Annotated in this window: 18 protein-coding genes; 16 read left to right on the top strand and 2 right to left on the bottom strand. The window is 71.2% G+C overall.

Going from position 1 to position 18181, the window contains the following annotated elements; genetic code table 11:
* Positions 1-56: 56 nt before the first annotated feature.
* A complete protein-coding gene (locus VIL76_RS08940) occupies positions 57-953 on the top strand; it encodes a hypothetical protein (protein WP_332044673.1) in 897 nt (298 codons plus the stop codon).
* 11 nt (positions 954-964) lie between these two features.
* Here the strand turns inward: VIL76_RS08940 and VIL76_RS08935 are convergent, their stop codons facing one another.
* Positions 965-2122 carry a hypothetical protein gene (locus tag VIL76_RS08935; protein WP_332044672.1) on the bottom strand — a complete coding sequence of 386 codons (1158 nt, stop codon included), beginning with the start codon at positions 2120-2122 and terminating at the stop codon, positions 965-967.
* Positions 2123-2243: 121 nt separating this feature from the next.
* Between VIL76_RS08935 and VIL76_RS08930 the strand changes: the two genes are divergently transcribed.
* The 15 genes from VIL76_RS08930 to rodA all read left to right on the top strand — a co-directional run bounded on the left by VIL76_RS08930 (position 2244) and on the right by rodA (position 17798).
* Complete coding sequence (locus VIL76_RS08930; RefSeq protein WP_332044671.1) at positions 2244-2951, top strand: TVP38/TMEM64 family protein; 708 nt, start codon at positions 2244-2246, stop codon at positions 2949-2951.
* Complete coding sequence (locus VIL76_RS08925; RefSeq protein WP_332044670.1) at positions 2951-3568, top strand: glutathione S-transferase family protein; 618 nt, start codon at positions 2951-2953, stop codon at positions 3566-3568. Before VIL76_RS08930 ends, VIL76_RS08925 begins: the two co-directional genes overlap by 1 nt.
* A 211-nt stretch (positions 3569-3779) precedes the next feature.
* Positions 3780-5357: a 2-isopropylmalate synthase gene (locus tag VIL76_RS08920; RefSeq protein WP_332044669.1), complete on the top strand. Its 1578-nt coding sequence runs from the start codon at positions 3780-3782 to the stop codon at positions 5355-5357.
* Positions 5358-5390: 33 nt separating this feature from the next.
* Positions 5391-6272: a DMT family transporter gene (locus VIL76_RS08915; protein WP_332044668.1), complete on the top strand. Its 882-nt coding sequence runs from the start codon at positions 5391-5393 to the stop codon at positions 6270-6272.
* 41 nt (positions 6273-6313) lie between these two features.
* Positions 6314-7063: an ABC transporter ATP-binding protein gene (locus VIL76_RS08910; protein WP_332044667.1), complete on the top strand. Its 750-nt coding sequence runs from the start codon at positions 6314-6316 to the stop codon at positions 7061-7063.
* Positions 7060-8610, top strand: a complete 1551-nt coding sequence (locus VIL76_RS08905; RefSeq protein WP_332044666.1) for a hypothetical protein — start codon at positions 7060-7062, stop codon at positions 8608-8610. The genes VIL76_RS08910 and VIL76_RS08905 overlap by 4 nt, the downstream gene beginning before the upstream one ends.
* 31 nt (positions 8611-8641) lie before the next feature.
* On the top strand, positions 8642-9412 hold the full coding sequence (locus VIL76_RS08900) for a TOBE domain-containing protein (protein ID WP_332044665.1): 771 nt from the start codon (positions 8642-8644) through the stop codon (positions 9410-9412).
* Complete coding sequence (gene modA / locus VIL76_RS08895) at positions 9409-10176, top strand: molybdate ABC transporter substrate-binding protein (protein WP_332044664.1); 768 nt, start codon at positions 9409-9411, stop codon at positions 10174-10176. The genes VIL76_RS08900 and modA overlap by 4 nt, the downstream gene beginning before the upstream one ends.
* A gap of 5 nt (positions 10177-10181) precedes the next feature.
* Positions 10182-10850: a molybdate ABC transporter permease subunit gene (gene modB / locus VIL76_RS08890; RefSeq protein WP_332044663.1), complete on the top strand. Its 669-nt coding sequence runs from the start codon at positions 10182-10184 to the stop codon at positions 10848-10850.
* Positions 10843-11559: an ATP-binding cassette domain-containing protein gene (locus VIL76_RS08885; RefSeq protein WP_332044662.1), complete on the top strand. Its 717-nt coding sequence runs from the start codon at positions 10843-10845 to the stop codon at positions 11557-11559. The genes modB and VIL76_RS08885 overlap by 8 nt, the downstream gene beginning before the upstream one ends.
* A 248-nt stretch (positions 11560-11807) precedes the next feature.
* Positions 11808-12851: a rod shape-determining protein gene (locus VIL76_RS08880; RefSeq protein ID WP_012522835.1), complete on the top strand. Its 1044-nt coding sequence runs from the start codon at positions 11808-11810 to the stop codon at positions 12849-12851.
* A gap of 70 nt (positions 12852-12921) precedes the next feature.
* On the top strand, positions 12922-14130 hold the full coding sequence (gene mreC, locus VIL76_RS08875; RefSeq protein WP_414695422.1) for a rod shape-determining protein MreC: 1209 nt from the start codon (positions 12922-12924) through the stop codon (positions 14128-14130).
* On the top strand, positions 14127-14636 hold the full coding sequence (locus VIL76_RS08870) for a hypothetical protein (RefSeq protein WP_332044661.1): 510 nt from the start codon (positions 14127-14129) through the stop codon (positions 14634-14636). Before mreC ends, VIL76_RS08870 begins: the two co-directional genes overlap by 4 nt.
* Before the next feature lie 4 nt (positions 14637-14640).
* The gene (mrdA, locus tag VIL76_RS08865; protein WP_332044660.1) at positions 14641-16647 is read left to right on the top strand and encodes a penicillin-binding protein 2; all 2007 of its coding nucleotides are present in this window, start codon (positions 14641-14643) and stop codon (positions 16645-16647) included.
* A complete protein-coding gene (rodA, locus tag VIL76_RS08860) occupies positions 16644-17798 on the top strand; it encodes a rod shape-determining protein RodA (protein WP_332044659.1) in 1155 nt (384 codons plus the stop codon). The genes mrdA and rodA overlap by 4 nt, the downstream gene beginning before the upstream one ends.
* On the opposite strand, the gene VIL76_RS08855 is transcribed toward rodA, so the two are convergent.
* Entirely contained in the window at positions 17795-18178 is a 384-nt protein-coding gene (locus VIL76_RS08855) for a nuclear transport factor 2 family protein (RefSeq protein ID WP_332044658.1), read from the bottom strand. The two genes, rodA and VIL76_RS08855, sit on opposite strands and share 4 nt — an antisense overlap.
* Positions 18179-18181: the final 3 nt, after the last annotated feature.

Below are 18181 nucleotides of genomic sequence, written 5' to 3'. Positions count from 1 at the left end.
CATTGCGCGCCGAGGCCGGGCGCCGCTATCAAGGGCGATAGAGCAGGGGAGGGAGGATGCTGCGCGGCCTAGCGCTAGCGACGGCGTTGGGCTCCGCGGCCGCGGCGCAGGCGGCGCCGGCGCCGAGCCTCGAAGGCGACTGGACCACCAGCACGCTGACCCCCTACGCACGGCCGGCGGATTTCAAGACCCTGATCGTGCCCGAGGCCGAGGCCGCCGCCTACGAACGGCAGCGCCGCGGAAAGCCGCCGGAGGCGGCCAAGGACGAGGTCGGCGGCGACGAGACGGACTGGTGGGAGACCGATGAGCCGCTGATGCGCGTCCGCGGCCAGGCGCGCAGCTCGTGGATCGTCTCGCCGGCGGACGGCCGCGTACCGTTCACAGCCGAGGCGCAGGCCGGGAACCGGGCGCGGCAGGCGCGCACCAGGGGCGATTTCTCGGGGCCAGAGGTGCGGCCCGATGGGGAGCGCTGCCTGGCGGGCATCGCGCCGCCGCTGTCGTCCGGAGGCGCCAACGACGGCTTCCAGATCGTGCAGACGGCGAGCGCGGTGGTGATCCGGACCGAGCGGGCGAACAGCGCGCGCATCGTGCGGCTGGGCGGGGCTCACGCGCCTGCGTCGATCCGCACGCGGGACGGCGAGTCGGTCGGCTGGTGGGAGGGCGCCACGCTTGTCGTCGACACCCGCAACTTCGCCGACGCGACCACACCGCCCGGGCCGGGCGAAGACCGCTCTACGCTGAGGGTGATCGAGCGCTTCACCCGCACCGGGCCGAAGGAGCTGCACTACGCCTTCTTCCTGTCGAACCCCGGCCGCTACAAGCAGCCGGTGCAGGGGGAGACGGTGTTCCGGGCGACGAAGGCGGCGATCTACGAAGTCGCCTGCCATGAGGGGAACTACGCTCTGACGAACATCCTGGCCGGCGCGCGGGTGCAGGAAGCCGACGCGAAGTAGGACCAGCGGGCCTAGAAGTTCGCCAGGCTGATGTCGGTCAGCGTGCGGCCCACCAGCACGATCGCGATGTCGGCGCCGTCCGCCGCCTCGCCGTTGATGTCGGCGAACACCACCACGTCCGAGCCCACCTGGGCGGCCACGTACTGCGCGCCGGTGAACATGATGTGCTCGTTGGCCGTGGAGAGCGCCTCGCGGTAGCTGCCGGCCGTGAACTCCGAGTACTGCCGCGGCTGGATCGAATAGATGCTCACCTGGCCGAAGGCGAAGCGGTCCTCGCTGGACCAGTCGAGGATCATGTCGTCCTGGCCCTCGGTGGGCCGGGTGGTGGGCACGAACTCGAAGACGTCCGCGCCTTCGCCGCCCTTCAGGACGTCGCGGCCGGGGGAGACGCTGGTGATGGTGTCGCGGCCTTCGCCGGCGTCCACGGTGGCGCCGCCGCTGTAGAAGACGGCGATGCGGTCGTTGCCGTCGCCGGCCAGCACGAGGTCGGCGCCGCCGCCGGTCTGGATGACGTCGTCGCCCGCGCCGCCGACCAGGGTGTCGTCGCCGGCCCCGCCGTGCAGCTCGTCGTTGCCGAGGTCGCCCGAGATGTAGTCGTTTCCGCCGAGGCCGCCGACCAGGTCGTCGCCCTGGCCGCCCAGCAGGGTGTCGCCGCCGCCGCCGCCGAAGACCTCGTCGTCGCCCTGGTTGCCGTGGGCGAAGGCGCCGCGGGTCTCGCCGGTGTCGGAGGCGAACAGGGTGTCGTTCCCCTTGCCGCCGTAGAGCACGTTGGCGCCGAAGCCCCCGGTGAGCAGGTCGTCGCCGGCGTTGCCCTGGATCAGATCGTCGCCCAGGTCTCCGTCCAGGCTGTCGTTCCCGTAGCCGCCGTAGAGGCCGTCTGCCCCCTGGCCGCCGGTCAGCCGGTCGTCGGCGCCGCCCCCGATCAGCAGCTTCGAGCCGTCGGCCGCGACGATGCCGCCGCGCTGGCTCACCTCGGCCACCGTGGTGTTGAAGGTCACCGACCGGCCACCCGCCGTGATGGTGATGGTCACGATCTGCAGCAGGCCCGTGGAGCTGTTGTAGGTCACGCCGATGGCGCTCGCCGGCGCGGAGCGGAATTCCAGCGTGTCCTCAGGCCGGATCGTCATCGCTTCGTCCGGCGTGATGGTTTCGAAGACGTAGGCGGTCACTGCGAACTCTCTCTTCAGATAGTCCCCCAAATTTGCCCATGTTGCGTAAGAACGCAACACGCAACAATGCAATGGCGCGGTCGTCTTGACCGTCCCCGCGCAATCGGCGACCTCAGCCGCAATGAGCCGCATCCTGCAGTTCCTGTCGAACATGGACGCCCAGGCGTGGCGCGCGCTCATGGTCTCGTTCGTCCTGTTCGGCGGCGTGGGCGTGGTGTTCCTGTTCGGGGCCCAGTTCCTGGGCTTCGACGGCGAGGCGGCGGTCGAGCAGTGGATGGGGGCCGGGGTCGGGCCATGGGCGCTGCCGGTGGCGGTGGCGGCCTTCGCCCTGCTGGCTTTCGTGGGCATACCGCAGTTCATGCTGATCGCGGCCGCGGTGGTGGCGTTCGGGGCGATGGCGGGGTTCGCCTACTCGTGGATCGGGACCATGGTCTCGGCGATGATCGGCTTCTACATCGGCCGGGTGGCGGGCGCGCGGACGCTGAAGTCGTTCTCGGGCGAGGGCCTGCGCAAGTTCATGGAGCTGGTGGGCCGCAACGGCTTCTTCGCCAGCCTGATCGTGCGGCTGGTGCCGTCGGCGCCCTTCATCGTCGTCAACATGGCCGCCGGGGTGACGCCCATGCGGATGCGCGACTTCGCCTTCGGCACCGCGCTGGGCATCATCCCGAAGATCGCGCTCACCGCCTTTGCGGGGAACTCGATCATCCAGGTGCTGAAGGGGGAGGGCGGCCGCTCGCACATCGCGCTGATCGCCGGCATCGGCGCGCTGTGGCTGGTGATCGGCTGGTACGCCCGCAAGTGGCTGAAGGCCCGCGAGGACGAGGCGTGATGCTGAAGCTGTTCCATTCGACAGGATCCTGCTCGCTGGCCTCGCTGATTGCGCTGGAGGAGGCCGGCGCGGACTACGAGGTCGTGCGCATGAGCACCGCGGCCGGCGACCAGCGCGCGCCGGAGTACCTGGCGGTCAATCCGAAGGGCCGGGTGCCGGCGCTGGTGACCGAACGCGGCGTGCTGACCGAGAACGTGGCGATCCTGGCCTATGTCGCCCAGGCCTATCCCGAAGCCCGGCTGGCGCCGGAAGACCCCTGGGGCTTCGCCCAGATGCAGGCGCTCAACAGCTACCTAGCCTCCACCGTACACGTGGCCCACGCCCACAAGCACCGGGGCTACCGCTGGGCCAGCGAGGAGAGCTCGTTCGAGGACATGCGGCGCAAGGTCGCCCAGAACGAGGCCGACTGCTTCAGGTTGATCGAGGCCGAATACCTGAAGGGCCCCTGGGTGATGGGCGAGCAGTACACCGTCGCCGACGGCTACCTCTTCACCATCGCCGACTGGCTGGAGGGCGACGGGGTCGACTGCCGGCAGTTCCCGAAGGTGTTCGAGCACCGCGAGCGGGTGCGCGCCCGGCCCGCCGTGCGCAAGGTTCTTGCCGAACAGGCGGCCTAAGGCCGCGCTTTGCGCAACTTACTTGCGGCAGACGGCCCGTTTCGCTATCCAAGCGGCCATGACCACGCGGCTCGACAGCCTGCTTCTCCTTTCGCTGGGGCTTAGCCGCCCCTGGGCGACCCGTTAGGCCGCGAGCCTTTCGCGGCGGGCGCTCAGGGGCTTCACCGACCCTTCGCCCGACCCGACGAAACCTCCGCGAAAGATCCTCGAAATGATCGTCCCCGTATCCGAAGCGCCCCGCAGCGAGCGCGACCGCGTCATCGTCTTCGACACCACCATGCGCGACGGCGAGCAGTCGCCGGGCGCGTCCATGTCGCTGGAAGAGAAGATCGAGCTCGCGAAGATCCTCGAAGAGATGCGGGTCGACGTGATCGAGGCGGGCTTCCCGATCGCCTCGAACGGCGACTTCGAAGCCGTGCGCGCGGTCGCCGAGATCGTCACCGAGAGCACCGTCTGCGGCCTGGCCCGCGCCGGCGCCGCCGACATCGACCGCTGCGCCGAGGCGATCCGCAAGGCCAAGCGGGGGCGGATCCACACCTTCCTGTCCACCAGCCCCAGCCACCGCGACCACATCCTGCGCGCCAGCCAGGAAGACATCCTGGAGATGATCACCAAGTCGGTGACGCACGCGCGCAACCTGTGCGGCGACGTGGAGTGGTCGGCCCAGGACGCCACGCGCACCGAGCAGGACTTCCTGCGCCGCTGCGTGGACGCCGCCATCAAGGCGGGCGCCACCACGATCAACATCCCCGACACCGTGGGCTACACCTACCCGTCGGAATACGCCGAGATCTTCCGCGACCTGATCGAGAACGTCGACGGCGCGGACCGGGTGATCTTCTCCACCCATTGCCACAACGACTTGGGCCTGGCGGTGGCCAACAGCCTCTCGGGCGTGCAGGCCGGCGCGCGGCAGGTGGAGGTCGCGATCAACGGCATCGGAGAGCGGGCCGGCAACGCGGCCCTGGAAGAGATCGTCATGGCGCTGAAGGTGCGCGGCGACCGGCTGCCCTATTTCACCGGCGTCGAGACCCAGCACATCAACCGCGCCAGCCGCTACGTCTCGGCGATCACCGGCTTCCCGGTGCAGTTCAACAAGGCGATCGTCGGCAAGAACGCCTTCGCGCATGAGAGCGGCATCCACCAGGACGGGATGCTGAAGGACCGCGGCACCTACGAGATCATGCAGCCGGAGGACGTCGGCCAGGTGGAATCCAACCTGGTGATGGGCAAGCACTCCGGCCGCCACGCCTTCCGCGAGAAGCTGAAGGACCTGGGCTACGAGCTGGGCCAGAACGCCCTGAACGAGGCCTTCCAGCGGTTCAAGGACCTGGCCGACAAGAAGAAGCACGTCTTCGACGACGACATCGTGGCCCTGGTGGACGATGCGCTGGCGAGCGCCGCGGACAAGGTGCAGGTGAAGCACCTGCGGGTCATCGCCGGCACCGAGGGGCCGCAGGAGGCCTTCCTGACGGTCACCATCGACGGCGAGGAGAAGTCCGCCAACGCCACCGGCGACGGCCCGGTCGACGCGGTGTTCAACGCCATCCACAACGTCATCCCGCACGAGGCCATCCTGCGCCTGTTCCAGGTGCACGCGGTGACCGAAGGGACCGACGCCCAGGCGCAGGTCTCGGTGCGCCTGGAGGAGGACGGCCGGATCGCCACGGGGCAGGCGGCGGACACCGACACGCTGACGGCGTCGGCCAAGGCCTATGTGAACGCGCTCAACAACCTCTTCGCGCGCAAGGAGAAGAGCGCGCCGAACGCCATCGCGAGCGGGTTCTAGGGCCCGGCGCGCGCTCGCGCGCGCCGCACTCACATGCTCTGGATCCTCCTCACGGCCGCGGCCGCGCCGCTGCAGGTGGCGCGCAACGCCCTGCAGCGGGGGCTGGTCGGCGACGCCGGGCCGTGGGGCGCCACGCTTGTCCGGTTCCTGTTCGGCCTGCCGTTCTCCCTGGCGATCCTGGCGGTGGTCTGGGCCCTGACGCCGGCGGCGGCGCCTGAGCCCAGCGTCCGGTTCTGGCTCGGAGCTTGCGCCGGCGCGCTCGCGCAGGTCTGCGCCACCGCGGCCCTGCTGCTGGCCATGCACCGGTCGGGGTTCGCAGTCGCGACCATGATGCAGCAGGCTTCGCTGCCGATCGCGGCGCTGATGGGGTGGGCCGTGCTCGGAGACCGGCTGTCGGCGCAGGCCTGGGGCGGCATCGCGCTCACCACCGCGGGCCTGGTGGTGCTCTCGTGGCCAAAGCGCGGGCAGACGGCGGGCGCGCTGCCCGGAGCCCTGCTGGGCCTGGCGTCGGGCGCGGCCTTCGCGGTGGCGCTGAACGGCTACCGGCAGGCGGGGCTGGCGTTCGACCCGGCGCACCCGCTGTTCTCGGCCGCCGCCGCGGTGGTGGTCGCCCAGTCCCTGCAGACGGTGGTGCTCACCGCGACCCTGGCGCTCACCCGGCCGGCGGCGCTGCGCGCGGTCGCCGCCTCGTGGAAGCCGTCGCTGGCGGCGGGGTTCTTCGGCTCGGCGGCCTCGGCCTGCTGGTTCGCCGCCCTGGCGCTGGCGCCGGCAGGCCCGGTGCGGGCCGTCGGCGTCATCGAGGCCCCGATCGCGGCGGCGGCCGGTCGGCGGCTGTTCAACGAGCGGCTGTCGCTGCGCCAGTGGGTCGGCGGGGCGCTCGCCGCCGTGGGCGTGGTGGCCACCGCCCTCGGTTGAGCCGGCTTGCCCGCTCGCGCGAAGCCGGCCACGACTAGGCCATGACCCATGCGCTCTCCATCCGCGGCCTCACCAAGGCGTTCGGCGCCAAGCGGGCGGTCGACGACCTGGCCTTCGAGGTCCGCGCGGGCGAGCTCTACGCGCTGCTGGGTCACAACGGCGCCGGCAAGACCACCACCCTGCGCATGGTCGCCGGCCTGCTGAAGCCGGACGGCGGCGCCATCGAGGTGTTCGGCGTCGATGCGCTGAAGGATCCCACCGCGGCCAAGCAGCTGATCGCCTGGGCCCCCGACGAGCCGCTGCTCTACGACCGGCTCCACCCCATGGAGTACCTGGAGTTCGTGGCCGGCCTCTGGGGCGTGGACGCCAGGACGGCCCGGGCCCGCGCCGAGGAGCTGCTGAAGTGGCTGGGCCTGTGGGAGAACCGCGGCGAACGCTGCGAGGGCTTCTCCCGCGGCATGAAGCAGAAGACCGCCCTGGCCGGCGCCCTCATCCACGAGCCCCGCCTGCTGATCCTGGACGAGCCGCTCACCGGCCTCGACGCCGCGGTCGCCCGCCAGGTGAAGGACCTGCTGCAGCAGCGGGTCCGCGACGGCGCCACGGTGATCCTGACCACCCACATCCTCGAGGTGGCCGAGCGGATGGCCGACAGGATCGGCATCATCCAGCACGGCCGGCTGCTGGCCGAAGGCACGCTGGAGGAGCTGCGCGCCCGCACCGGCGAGGCGCGCGCCACCCTGGAGGACGTGTTCCTGGAGCTCACCGCCGAAGGGCAGGGCACCGCGGCGTGATCGCCGCTCCGGGCTCCACGCTCTGGCTGCTGCGGCACGAGCTGCGGCTGATGTGGCGCCGCCAGTTCAGCCGGCGCAACCGCAAGTGGGCGAGACTCGGCCTGTGGCTCAGCGCGCTCCCGCCGCTGCTCCTGCTGGGCGCCGTCGGCGTGCCCCTGGGGTTCGTGCTGCGCAAGGTCGACGTCACCGCATTTCCGGCTGCGGGCGCGGTGGTGGCGGTGAGCCTCGTCGCCGTTTTCACCCTGATGCTCTCGCAGACGCTCGCCGCCGCCGTCGACGCCCTCTACGAGCGCAACGACCTCGACCTGCTGTTCTCCTCGCCGTTCCCGTCCCGCCACGTGATGAGCGTGCGCTTCCTTGGGGTGGCGCTGGGGGTGTTCGGGACTTTCGCCTATTTCGTCGGCGGGCCGCTTGTGGGCATCGCGGTGATGGGCCATCCGGAATGGCTGGCCGCCCTGGTGGTCCTGCTCGCCCTGGCGCTGGGTGCGGCGGGCGTCGGCCTGCTGCTGTCGGCCGGCCTGTTCCGCCTGCTGGGGCCGCGGCGCACCCGCACGGTTGCGCAGGTGATGGCGGCGCTGATCGGGGCGGCGTTCTTCATTGCCACCCAGCTGCGCACCCTGCTGGGCGAGGCCGGTTCGGAGAGCTTCTACGCCATGGTCGCGCGGCGCGCGGCCGACCCTGCGGTCCGCGCCTTGCCCGGACTCGACTGGCCGCTGCGGGCCGCGGCGGGCGACCCGCTGCCGCTGGCGGCGCTACTCGCCGGCGGCCTTGCCCTCTTCGCGGCGGCTAACGCCTGGCTGGGACCGCGCTTCGCCGCCGACGCCGCTGCGGCGGCAGGCGCGGGAGCCGGGGGGCGCACGCGGCGGGCGGGGCTCGCCGGCGCCTTCGCCGAGGGGGTGTACGCCGCCACCCTTCGCAAGGAGCTGCGGCTGCTGGCGCGCGACCCGGCGCTGATCACCCAGGTGCTGCTGCGGGTGCTCTACCTCCTGCCGCTGGGCTTCCTGCTGCTGCGGGAGGCGGGCCAGGAGAACCGCCTCGCCATCCCCGGCGCTGCGGCCGGCCTGGTGCTCATGGCCGGGCAGGTGGCGGGCAGCCTCGCGTGGATCACCGTCTCGGCCGAGGACGCGCCCGACCTGCTGAAGTCGGCCCCGGCCGCCGAAGGCCAGGTCGGACGCGGCAAGCTCGCGGCGGCCGTGCTGCCGGTGGCGGTCCTGCTCGCCCCCTTCCTGCTGCCGCTGATCGTCCTGGAGCCGGTCGCCGGCCTTTCGGCGACGCTCGGCAGCGCCGCCTGCGTCGTGGCCAGCGCGCTGATGCACCTGTGGTGGCAGACCCCGGGCAAGCGCAGCGAGTTCCGCCGGCGGGGCGGGGGCAACTGGGTGGTGGCGCTCGGCGGCCTCTTCCTCGGCATGCTGCTGGGCGCGGCGACGGCTCTCTTCGCCATGGGGTGGCCCTGGGCCGGCTGGGGGGTGCTTCCGGCGCTGCTGTCCCTCGGCGCCGTGCTGCTGTTCCGCGAACTCGCCGGCATGAGGCGCCGCTCCATGGGGTGACGGCGTTATGTAGTTCAGCTACATAACGCCCATGTCCGCGCTGCACGCCGCCGTCACCCTTCGCCGAGGCGAAGGCGCGCGCGTCGGCGCCGAGCGCATCGCCCTGCTGCAGGCGGTGGGCGAGCTGGGCTCCATCCGCGCCGCGGCCGAGCGGCTGGGCCTCTCCTACAAGGGCGCCTGGGACGCGGTGCAGGCGCTCAACAACCTCTTCGACCAGCCCCTGGTCGCCGCCCACGCTGGCGGACGGCAGGGCGGCGCCGCCACTCTGACACCGCGGGGGGAGGCCCTGATCGCCGCCTTCCGCCGCGTCGAGGACGAGCTCGCCCGCACCGTCGAACGGCTCGAGCAGGGCGTGATCGCCGACATCTGGAGCCTGGGCATGAGGACGAGCGCGCGCAACGCGCTTCGCGGAACCGTGTCCCGCATCAGCGACGGCGCGGTCAGCGCCGAAGTGACCCTGCAGGTCGCGGACGGCGTGGAGATCGTCGCCGTCATCACCCGGGGCAGCGTGGCCGACCTCGGCCTCGCGGTCGGCAGCCCCGCGATCGCCCTGATCAAGTCGAGCTTCATCGTGCTGGCCAAGGGCGAGGGGCTGATGACTTCCGCCCGCAACCAGATCACCGGCAGCCTTCTCGCTCGCGAGGACGGCCCCGTGAACAGCGAGGTGACCCTGGAGATCGGCCAGGGCAAGACGCTGACCGCGACCATCACCCGCGAGAGCGCCGCCCAGCTCGACCTGAAGCCGGGGGACGCCGTCACTGCCCTGATCAAGGCGCCGCACGTGATCCTGGCGGTGGAATGATGCGCCTGCTGCTTGCCATGGCCGCCGCGCTGCTGATCGCGCCCCTGGCCCGGGCGCAGGACGGCCCGCCGGTCGCCGCGGCCTCCGACCTGCAGGCGGCCCTGCCGGAGGTCGCCGCCGCCTTCCAGCGGAAGACGGGTCAGTCGGTCCGGCTGACCTTCGGCTCGTCGGGCGCCTTCACCCAGCAGATCCGAAACGGCGCCCCGTTCCAGGTCTTCCTCTCGGCCGACGAGGCCTACGTCGCCCAGCTCCAGCGGGCCGGACGAACCGAGGGGGCCGGCGAGCTCTACGCGGTCGGCCGCATCGGGGTCTTCACGCCGAGAGGTTCGGCGGTGCGCGCCGACGGCCGGCTTAGGGACCTGGCGGCGGCGGCCCGCGACGGGCGGCTGAAGAAGCTCGCCATCGCCAATCCGGCGCATGCGCCGTACGGCCGCGCGGCCCGCGAGGCGCTGCAGCACGCCGGCGTCTGGGCCGCGGTGGAGCCCAGGCTGGTGCTGGGCGAGAACGTCTCCCAGGCGACGCAGTTCGCCACCTCGGGCTCGGCCCAGGCCGGCATCATCCCGCTCTCGCTCGCGACCACCGCGGCGGTCAAGGGCGCCGGGACGTTCGTCCTGCTGCCGGCCGAATGGCACCAGCCGCTGCGCCAGCGCGCGGTGCTGCTGAAGGGGGCGAGCCCCACCGCCAGGGCGTTCTACGGATTCCTGCATGGGCCGGAGGCGCGGGCGATCTTCGCGCGATACGGCTTCGCCCTGCCGAAGCGCTGACGCCGATGGACTGGGAGGCCTTCCGCGTCTCGCTGAAGCTGGCCGGCTGGACCGCGGCGGTCCTGTTGCCGCTGGGCGTCGTGCTCGCCCGGACGCTCGCGTTCCGGCGCTTTCCGGGCAAAGGGCTGGTCGAGGCGGCGGTGGCCGCGCCGCTGGTCCTGCCGCCCACCGTGCTCGGCTTCTACCTGCTGACCGCCCTGGGCGGGAACTCGGCCCTCGGTCAGGCCTGGACGCGCGCCTTCGGCCATCCGCTGGCCTTCAGCTTCGAGGGCCTGCTCGCCGCCAGCCTGATCTTCAACCTGCCGTTCGCCGTCCAGCCCATGCAGCGGGCGTTCGAGGCCCTGCCGCCGGACGTGCGGCAGGCGGCGTGGGTCAGCGGGCTGTCGCCCTGGCGGACCTTCTGGCGCGTCGAGCTGCCGCTGGCGTGGCCCGGCGTGCTCTCCGGGCTTGCGCTCACCTTCGCCCACACCATGGGCGAGTTCGGCGTGGTGCTGATGGTCGGCGGCTCGATCCCCGGCGAGACGCGGACCCTGGCGCTGTCGATCTACGACCGCGTGCAGGCGTTCGACACGGCCGCGGCCGGGGCGATGAGCGCGGCCCTGCTGGCCTTCTCCGTCGCCGCCATCGCCGTGGTGCACGGGCTCTCGGCGCGGGTGGGCCGCCGCCATGGCTGAGGGCCTCGAGGTGCGCCTGCGGCAGGCGGCGCCGATCCCGCTGGACCTATCCTTCGCCTGTGCGCCGGGCGAGGTGCTGGGCGTGGTGGGGCCGTCCGGGGCCGGCAAGACGACCCTGCTGCGCGCGCTGGCGGGGCTCTACCGGGTCGGTTCGGGACGGATCTCGGTCGGGCGGGAGGTCTGGTTCGACGGCGATCACGGCGTGAACCTGCCTTCCCACCGCCGCCGGGTCGGCCTGGTGTTCCAGGAGCACGCGCTCTTTCCCCACCTGACGGCGCTGCAGAACGTCGCCCTGGCCCTGGGGCACCGGCCTGCGGCGGAGCGCCGGGACGCGGCAGCGGGGCTTCTCGCCCGGGTTCACCTGGAGGGGCTCGAGCGGCGCAAGCCCGCGGAGCTTTCCGGCGGCCAGCGGCAACGGGTCGCGATCGCACGCGCCCTGGCTCGCGACCCCGCCGTGCTGCTGCTGGACGAGCCGTTCTCTGCGGTGGACCGCCGCACCCGCACCCGCCTGCACGCGGAGATCGCCGCGCTGCGGCAGGGGCTCTCTATCCCCATGCTGCTGGTCAGCCACGACATCGAGGAGGTGGCGCGGCTGGCTGACCGGATACTCGTGCTCGAGGGAGGCGCGGTGGTCGCGGAAGGCGCCCCGGAAGCGGTGCTGGCGCTGCCCCATGCACGCGCGCTGCTGCTCGGCGACGAAGCGGCTTGAAAAGCCGGGGAATCGCGAGGCGCGAAAATGCGGCCGGAGCGTGACGCGTAGCTTTGCAGGAACTCGCGCGCGACGCGAAAGCGCACAGTGCTCTTTAAGCCTTGAATTCAGCAAAGGAGCGGGGCACAGGGGCATGAACCTGCCAGGCAATTCCTAGCGACTCAGCGCAGTCTACGGCGCAGTTCGGGTCGCCTCGGGGAGCCAGGCGGACCGGACTTCTCCGCCCCCTTCCTGCTCCAGGGCCCTGCATGATCTCTTCCCTCTTCGGCGCGATCTCCAACGACATCGCCATCGATCTCGGCACCGCCAACACCCTGATCTACATGAAGGGCAAGGGGATCGTGCTGAACGAACCCTCGGTTGTGGCGCTGCGCAACGTCGGCGGCCGCAAGGTCGTCCACGCCGTGGGCATCGAGGCCAAGCAGATGCTGGGCCGCACGCCGGGCCACATGGAAGCCATCCGCCCCATGCGCGACGGGGTCATTGCCGACTTCGAAGTCGCGGAGGAGATGATCAAGTACTTCATCCGCAAGGTTCACAACCGCAAGGGCTTCGTGAACCCCAAGGTGATCGTGTGCGTGCCGTCCGGCGCCACCGCCGTGGAGCGCCGGGCCATCAACGACAGCTGCCTGAATGCCGGCGGCCGCCGCGTGGGCCTGATCGACGAGCCCATGGCTGCTGCGATCGGGGCCGGCCTGCCGATCCACGAGCCCACCGGTTCGATGGTTGTCGACATCGGCGGCGGCACGACCGAGGTGGCCGTGCTCTCGCTCTCCGGCATCGTCTATTCGCGCTCGGTCCGCGTCGGCGGCGACAAGATGGACGAGGCGATCATCAGCTACATGCGCCGCAACCATAACCTGCTTATCGGCGAGACCACCGCCGAGCGGATCAAGAAAGAGATCGGCACCGCCCGGGCCCCCGCCGACGGCGAGGGCCTGTCCATCGAGGTCAAGGGCCGCGACCTGATGCAGGGCGTGCCCCGCGAGGTGCGGATCTCCGAGAAGCAGGCGTCGGACGCGCTCTCCGAGCCGGTCGGCCAGATCGTCGATGCCGTGAAGATGGCGCTGGAAGCCACCCCGCCGGAGCTCGCCTCCGACATCGCCGACAAGGGCATCATGCTGACCGGCGGCGGGGCGCTGCTGCGCGGCCTGGACGCCGAGATCCGCGACCACACCGGCCTGCCGGTGACCGTCGCCGACGACCCGCTGAGCTGCGTGGCCCTGGGGTGCGGCAAGGTGCTCGAACATCCGAAATGGATGAAGGGCGTCCTCGAATCCACGCTAGCCTAGGCTCTCGCGAGCAGACTCATCCCGGGGCGACGGGGGGCTGTCGCAGACCTGCGGAAAGACGAGGCGGTAGGTGTCCTTACGGGACAATCAGCTCGGTGAACTGAAGGTCCCGCTGACCTGGACGGCGGCGGTGGCCCTGATCGTGGCCGCCGTCGGCGCGATCTCCTTCCTGCTCGCCGACCGCCGCGAGACCTTCCAGAACGAGGCCTATGGCGCCACCCGTAGCGTCTCGGACCGCTACCTGGCGCCGGTGGGCGACGCGCTCTCCGCACCCGGCCGCTGGACCGGCGCTGGGGTGCAGACCATCCAGGGCTATTTCTTCGCCGTCTCCGAGAACCGCCGCCTGAAGGGCGAGCTCTCGACCATGCGCCAGTGGCGCGACGTGGCCGTGGCCCTGAAGGACGAGAACGAGCGCTACCGCACACTACTCGGCCTGAAGCTCGACCCGCCGATCCCGATGGTCGCCGCCCGCCTGGTCACCGACAGCCGCGGTCCCTTCGCCAACACCCGCCTGGCCAATTCCGGACGCGAGAAGGGGATCAAGGTCGGCAATCCGGTGATGAGCGAGAACGGCCTGGTGGGCCGCGTCATCGGCGTCACCGACAACGCCAGCCGCGTGCTGCTGCTCACCGACATCGCCTCGCGCACCCCGGTGATGATCGACCGCACCAATGCGCGCGCGATTCTCACCGGCGACGGCGGCCCCAACCCGAGGCTCGACTACCTGCGCGGCATCGACCCGCTGAAGGAGGGGGACCGGGTGCTGACCTCCGGCGACGGCGGCATCTTCCCGCGCGGCCTGCCGGTCGGCACGGCGGTGAAGGGCCTCGACGGGCGCTGGCGCGTGGTGCTGGCCTCGGACCGCGCCGCCATCGACTTCGTGCGCATCCTGCTGTTCGAGGACTTCACCCAGCTGGTGAACGAGAAGGGCCTGGAGAACTCCGAGGTCCCGCCGCCGCCCGCCGGCCTGCCGCCGATGAACGTCCTGCCGGACTCCATCGCCCCGCCCGGGACCGGAGCCCGCCCGCCCGCGCCGGCCGGAGCTGCGCCCGCTGCTGCGCCTGCCGCCGGAACCACGCCGCCGACCAAGGCTGGCGCGACGCCCGTGCCCAAGACGGCTGGGACCCCGGCGCCGAAGACCACCGGCACGCCGGCGCCCAAGGCCGCCGGAACGGCGCCGGCGCCGAAGACGACGCCTGCGCCGAAGGCCGCCACGCCTCAGCCCAAGGCGGCTGCGCCGGCGCCCAAGGCCGCCCCGCCCGCGACCCCCTCGCCATGAGCGCCGCCCGCTCCATGGAGCCCTGGCGCTGGCTGGGCATTCCCATGCTCCAGGCGTTGGCGGCGACGATCCTCTTCGGCATCCCGATCCGGGTGTTCGGCCTGCAGCTGCCGGAGCCGGTCTTCCCGATGGCGGCGGTGTTCGCCTGGGCGGTGATCCGCCCCTCCGTCCTGGCGCCCTTCTGCGTGCTGTTGATGGGCCTGTTCCTCGACATCTTCTGGGGCGGGGCGATGGGCCTGTGGGCGGTCTGCCTGCTGCTCGCCTACGGCCTGGTGCTGGCCGGGCGCAACATGATGGCCGGGCAGAGCCGCACCATCCTGTGGAGCTGGTACGGCGTGGTCACGGCCACCGCCATGCTGGGCGGCTACCTGTTCATCATGCTGGACGTGAAGTCGCAGCCCAGCCTGGTTTCCGTGGCTTGGCAATTCGTCGCCACAGTCCTTCTCTATCCCTTCGCACACCGGCTCATCGAACGGTTCGAGGACGCCGACGTGAGGTTCCGTTAGGTCCATGGCCGAACCGGCGATCTACTTCTCCGACGTCAACGAGCGGCAGGGCGTGTTCCACCGCCGGGCCTTCCTGCTCGGCGGGTTCGCGGGCGTGGGGATCAGCGCCCTGGGCGGCCGGCTGGCCTACCTGCAGCTGCTGGAGACCCAGCGGTACGAGAAGATGTCGGCCTCGAACCAGTTCAACTTCAAGCTGGTGCCGCCGCCGCGCGGGCTGATCGTCGACCGCAACGGCGAGGTGCTGGCCGCCAACCGGCCGAACTTCCGCCTGCTGGTGGCGCGCGACAAGGACATGGACCCCGAGTCCACGCTGAAGATCCTCGCCAACTTCGTGCCGCTCGACGACGCCCGCCAGAAGCGCCTCGTCCGCGACATCAAGAACGCCCCCAAGCGCTCGCCCGTGTCGGTGATGGAGGACATGAGCTGGGAGCAGTTCTCGGCCATCAACGTCCGCGCGCCGGAGCTGAAGGGCGTCGAGGCGGACATGGCGGAGGTGCGCTTCTATCCGCACGGCGGCGCCTTCGCCCACGTGATCGGCTACGTGGCCAAGGTGAACAAGGTGGACATCGAGCCCACCGGCCCCAACGCCGACCCGATCATGCTCCACCCGGGCTTCCGGATCGGCAAGCAGGGCGTGGAGAAGGCCTTCGACCTCGATTTGCGCGGCCGGCCCGGCGCGAAGAAGGTGGAGGTGGACGCCAACGGCCGCGAGGTGCGCCACGACCCGAACGGCGACATCCCCGCCGTGCCGGGCAAGGAGATCCAGCTCACCCTCGACGTCGACGTCCAGAACCGCGCCATGGAGGTGTTCGGCCAGGAGAGCGGCGGCGCGGTGATGATGGACTGCCGCACCGGCGACATCCTGTGCATGTTCTCCGGCCCCTCGTTCGACGCCAACAAGTTCGTCCGCGGCCTGCAGGGCGCCGAGTACCGGGCGCTGGCCAACTACGAGCGCAAGCCGCTGCTCGACAAGTGCCTGTCCGGCACCTACCCGCCGGGCTCCACCTTCAAGACCATGACGGCGCTCGCGGCGCTCGAGGCCGGCATCGATCCGGACTCCCGCGTGGTCTGCGGCGGCGGCATGCAGTTCGGCGGCCGCTACTTCCGCTGCCACAAGAAGGGCGGCCACGGCGCGCAGAACATGCGCGACGCGATCAAGAACTCCTGCGACGTCTACTTCTACTCCGTGGCCCTGCGCGTCGGCCCCGACCGCATCGCCAAGGTGGCCCGCTCGTTCGGCTTCGGCCAGACCTTCGACATCGGCATTCCCGGCCAGAAGAAGGGCACGGTCCCCGACACCGAGTGGGTGAAGAAGTACCGCAAGAAGGACCCCAAGTGGCACGCCGGGGAGAGCCTCTCCTACGGCATCGGCCAGGGCATGCTGACCGCCAACGCCCTGCAGCTGGCGGTGATGACCGCCCGGCTGGCGAACGGGAAGAAGGCGCTCAATCCGCGGCTGATCCGCTCCATCGGGGGCAAGGAGCTGCCCCCCGGCAACGCCGTTCCCGACCTGCCCTTCACCCAGGACCACCTGAACTACGTCCGCGACGGCATGGCGGCGGTGACGGAGGCGGGCGGCACCGGCTACGTGGCCAGCCAGCTGGGCCTCGGCGACATCCTGATGGCCGGCAAGACCGGCACGGCGCAGGTCTACAGCTACAAGGCCGGCATGCCGCGCGGCAAGGGCGGCCCCTGGCGGCTGCGCGACCACGGCCTGTTCGTGGCCTTCGCCCCCATCGACCAGCCGCGCTATGCGATCGCGGTCATCGTGCAGCACGGCATGGGCGGCTCGGCCGCCGCCGCGCCCAGGGCCCGCGAGATCATGCGCGTGGCGCTGCTTAAGGACCCCGAGCTCATGGCCCGCATCCAGCGGCCGCTGCCGATGCCGGAGATGGTCCCCGACCCGGAGACCGACCTGGTGCCTGACGCCCCCGCCATCGCGCCGCCGACCACCGTGCCGGCCTCCGGCCCGGCGCCGGCCGCGCCGCCTGCGACGCGGGGCCCGGCATGACCGTCTCGGCCCTCACGCGTCCGGGTGAACGCGACCGCCTGATCGTCAAGCTGTCGGAGATCGACTGGATCTTCGTGCTGACCCTGTGCCTGATCTCCGGCGCCGGGGCGGTGATGCTGTTCTCGGTCGCGGGCTCCTCGTGGGATCCGTGGGCGGCCAAGCACGTGATGCGCTTCTCGCTGTGCCTGGCGCTGATGATCGGCCTGGCGATGATCGACATCCGGGTCTGGTTCGCGCTGTCGTACCCGATCTACGCCGTAGGCCTCCTGCTGCTGGTCGCCGTGGAGGCGGTGGGGGACACGCGCCTGGGAGCCCAGCGCTGGCTCGCCATCGGCTCGTTCAGCTTCCAGCCGTCGGAGATCATGAAGCTCGGCATCGTCATGGGCCTGGCTCGTTTCTACCACTCCGCCTCGGCCGAGACCGCGAGGCTCTCCTGGAAGCTGCTGATCCCCGCCACCATGCTGATGGCCCCGGTGCTGCTGGTCGCCCACCAGCCGGACCTCGGCACCGCCATGCTGATCCTGATGACCGGGGCGGCGATCATCGTGCTGGCCGGGCTCGACTGGCGGATCATCGCCGGCGGCGCGCTAGCCTTCCTGGCCGTCGTCCCGCCGTTCGTGATGTTCGTCATGCACGAGTACCAGCGCGAGCGGGTGCTCAACTTCCTCCACCCGGAGCGCGACCCGTCCGGCACCGGCTATCACAGCCTGCAGTCGATGATCGCCCTGGGCTCCGGCGGCCTCTTGGGCAAGGGCTACGGCCTGGGCTCGCAGAGCCAGCTCAACTTCCTGCCGGAGAAGCAGACCGACTTCATCTTCGCCACCCTGGCGGAGGAGTTCGGCTTCCTGGGCTGCACCTCGGTGCTGATCCTCTACGCCGCGGTGATCTTCATGGCGCTCAGGACCGCCTACATCAGCCACAGCCACTTCGGGCGGCTGGCGGCGGCGGGGACGACGGCGACCTTCACCCTCTACGTCCTGATCAACGGGGCGATGGTCATGGGCCTGGCGCCGGTGGTCGGCGTGCCGATGCCGCTGCTCTCCTACGGCGGCACGGTGATGCTGACGGTGATGATCGGCTTCGGCCTGGTCTCCAGCGTGCGCGTGCACCGCTACAACGAGGTCGCCAGCGGCAAGGGCTCGCTGCTCTAGAAGGGCTCGAAGCAGTCGTAGTTGCGCTGGCGGCGGATCTTCTCCCCTTCGAACTCGAAGAAGACGGCGAAGCGCGCCTTCATCACGTCGCCCGGCTTCAGGTTCTGCACGGCGATCGCCAGCACGCCGCGCCAGATGATCTCCGCGGCCACGGTGTCGCCGGCCTCCACCAGGTTGACGATCTCGTAGATCTCCGAGCGCATCACGTCTCGGCCCTTCTCGCCGGCCGCCTTCAGGTCGGCGAGCTCGCGCGTGGCGCCGTTCGGCGACAGGCGGTTGGGGAATTCCTCCTGCACGATGTCGTCGGCGTAGAAACCGAGCACGTCCTTGCGCAGCTCGATGGCCTTCAGATAGCTGCGGACGATCGCCGAGCGGCTCACCGC

The organism is Phenylobacterium sp., assembly GCF_036563285.1.
Classification (GTDB): domain Bacteria; phylum Pseudomonadota; class Alphaproteobacteria; order Caulobacterales; family Caulobacteraceae; genus Phenylobacterium.
The sequence above is the reverse complement of the archived record's forward strand: the minus strand, read 5'-3'. Positions and strand labels throughout refer to the sequence as shown.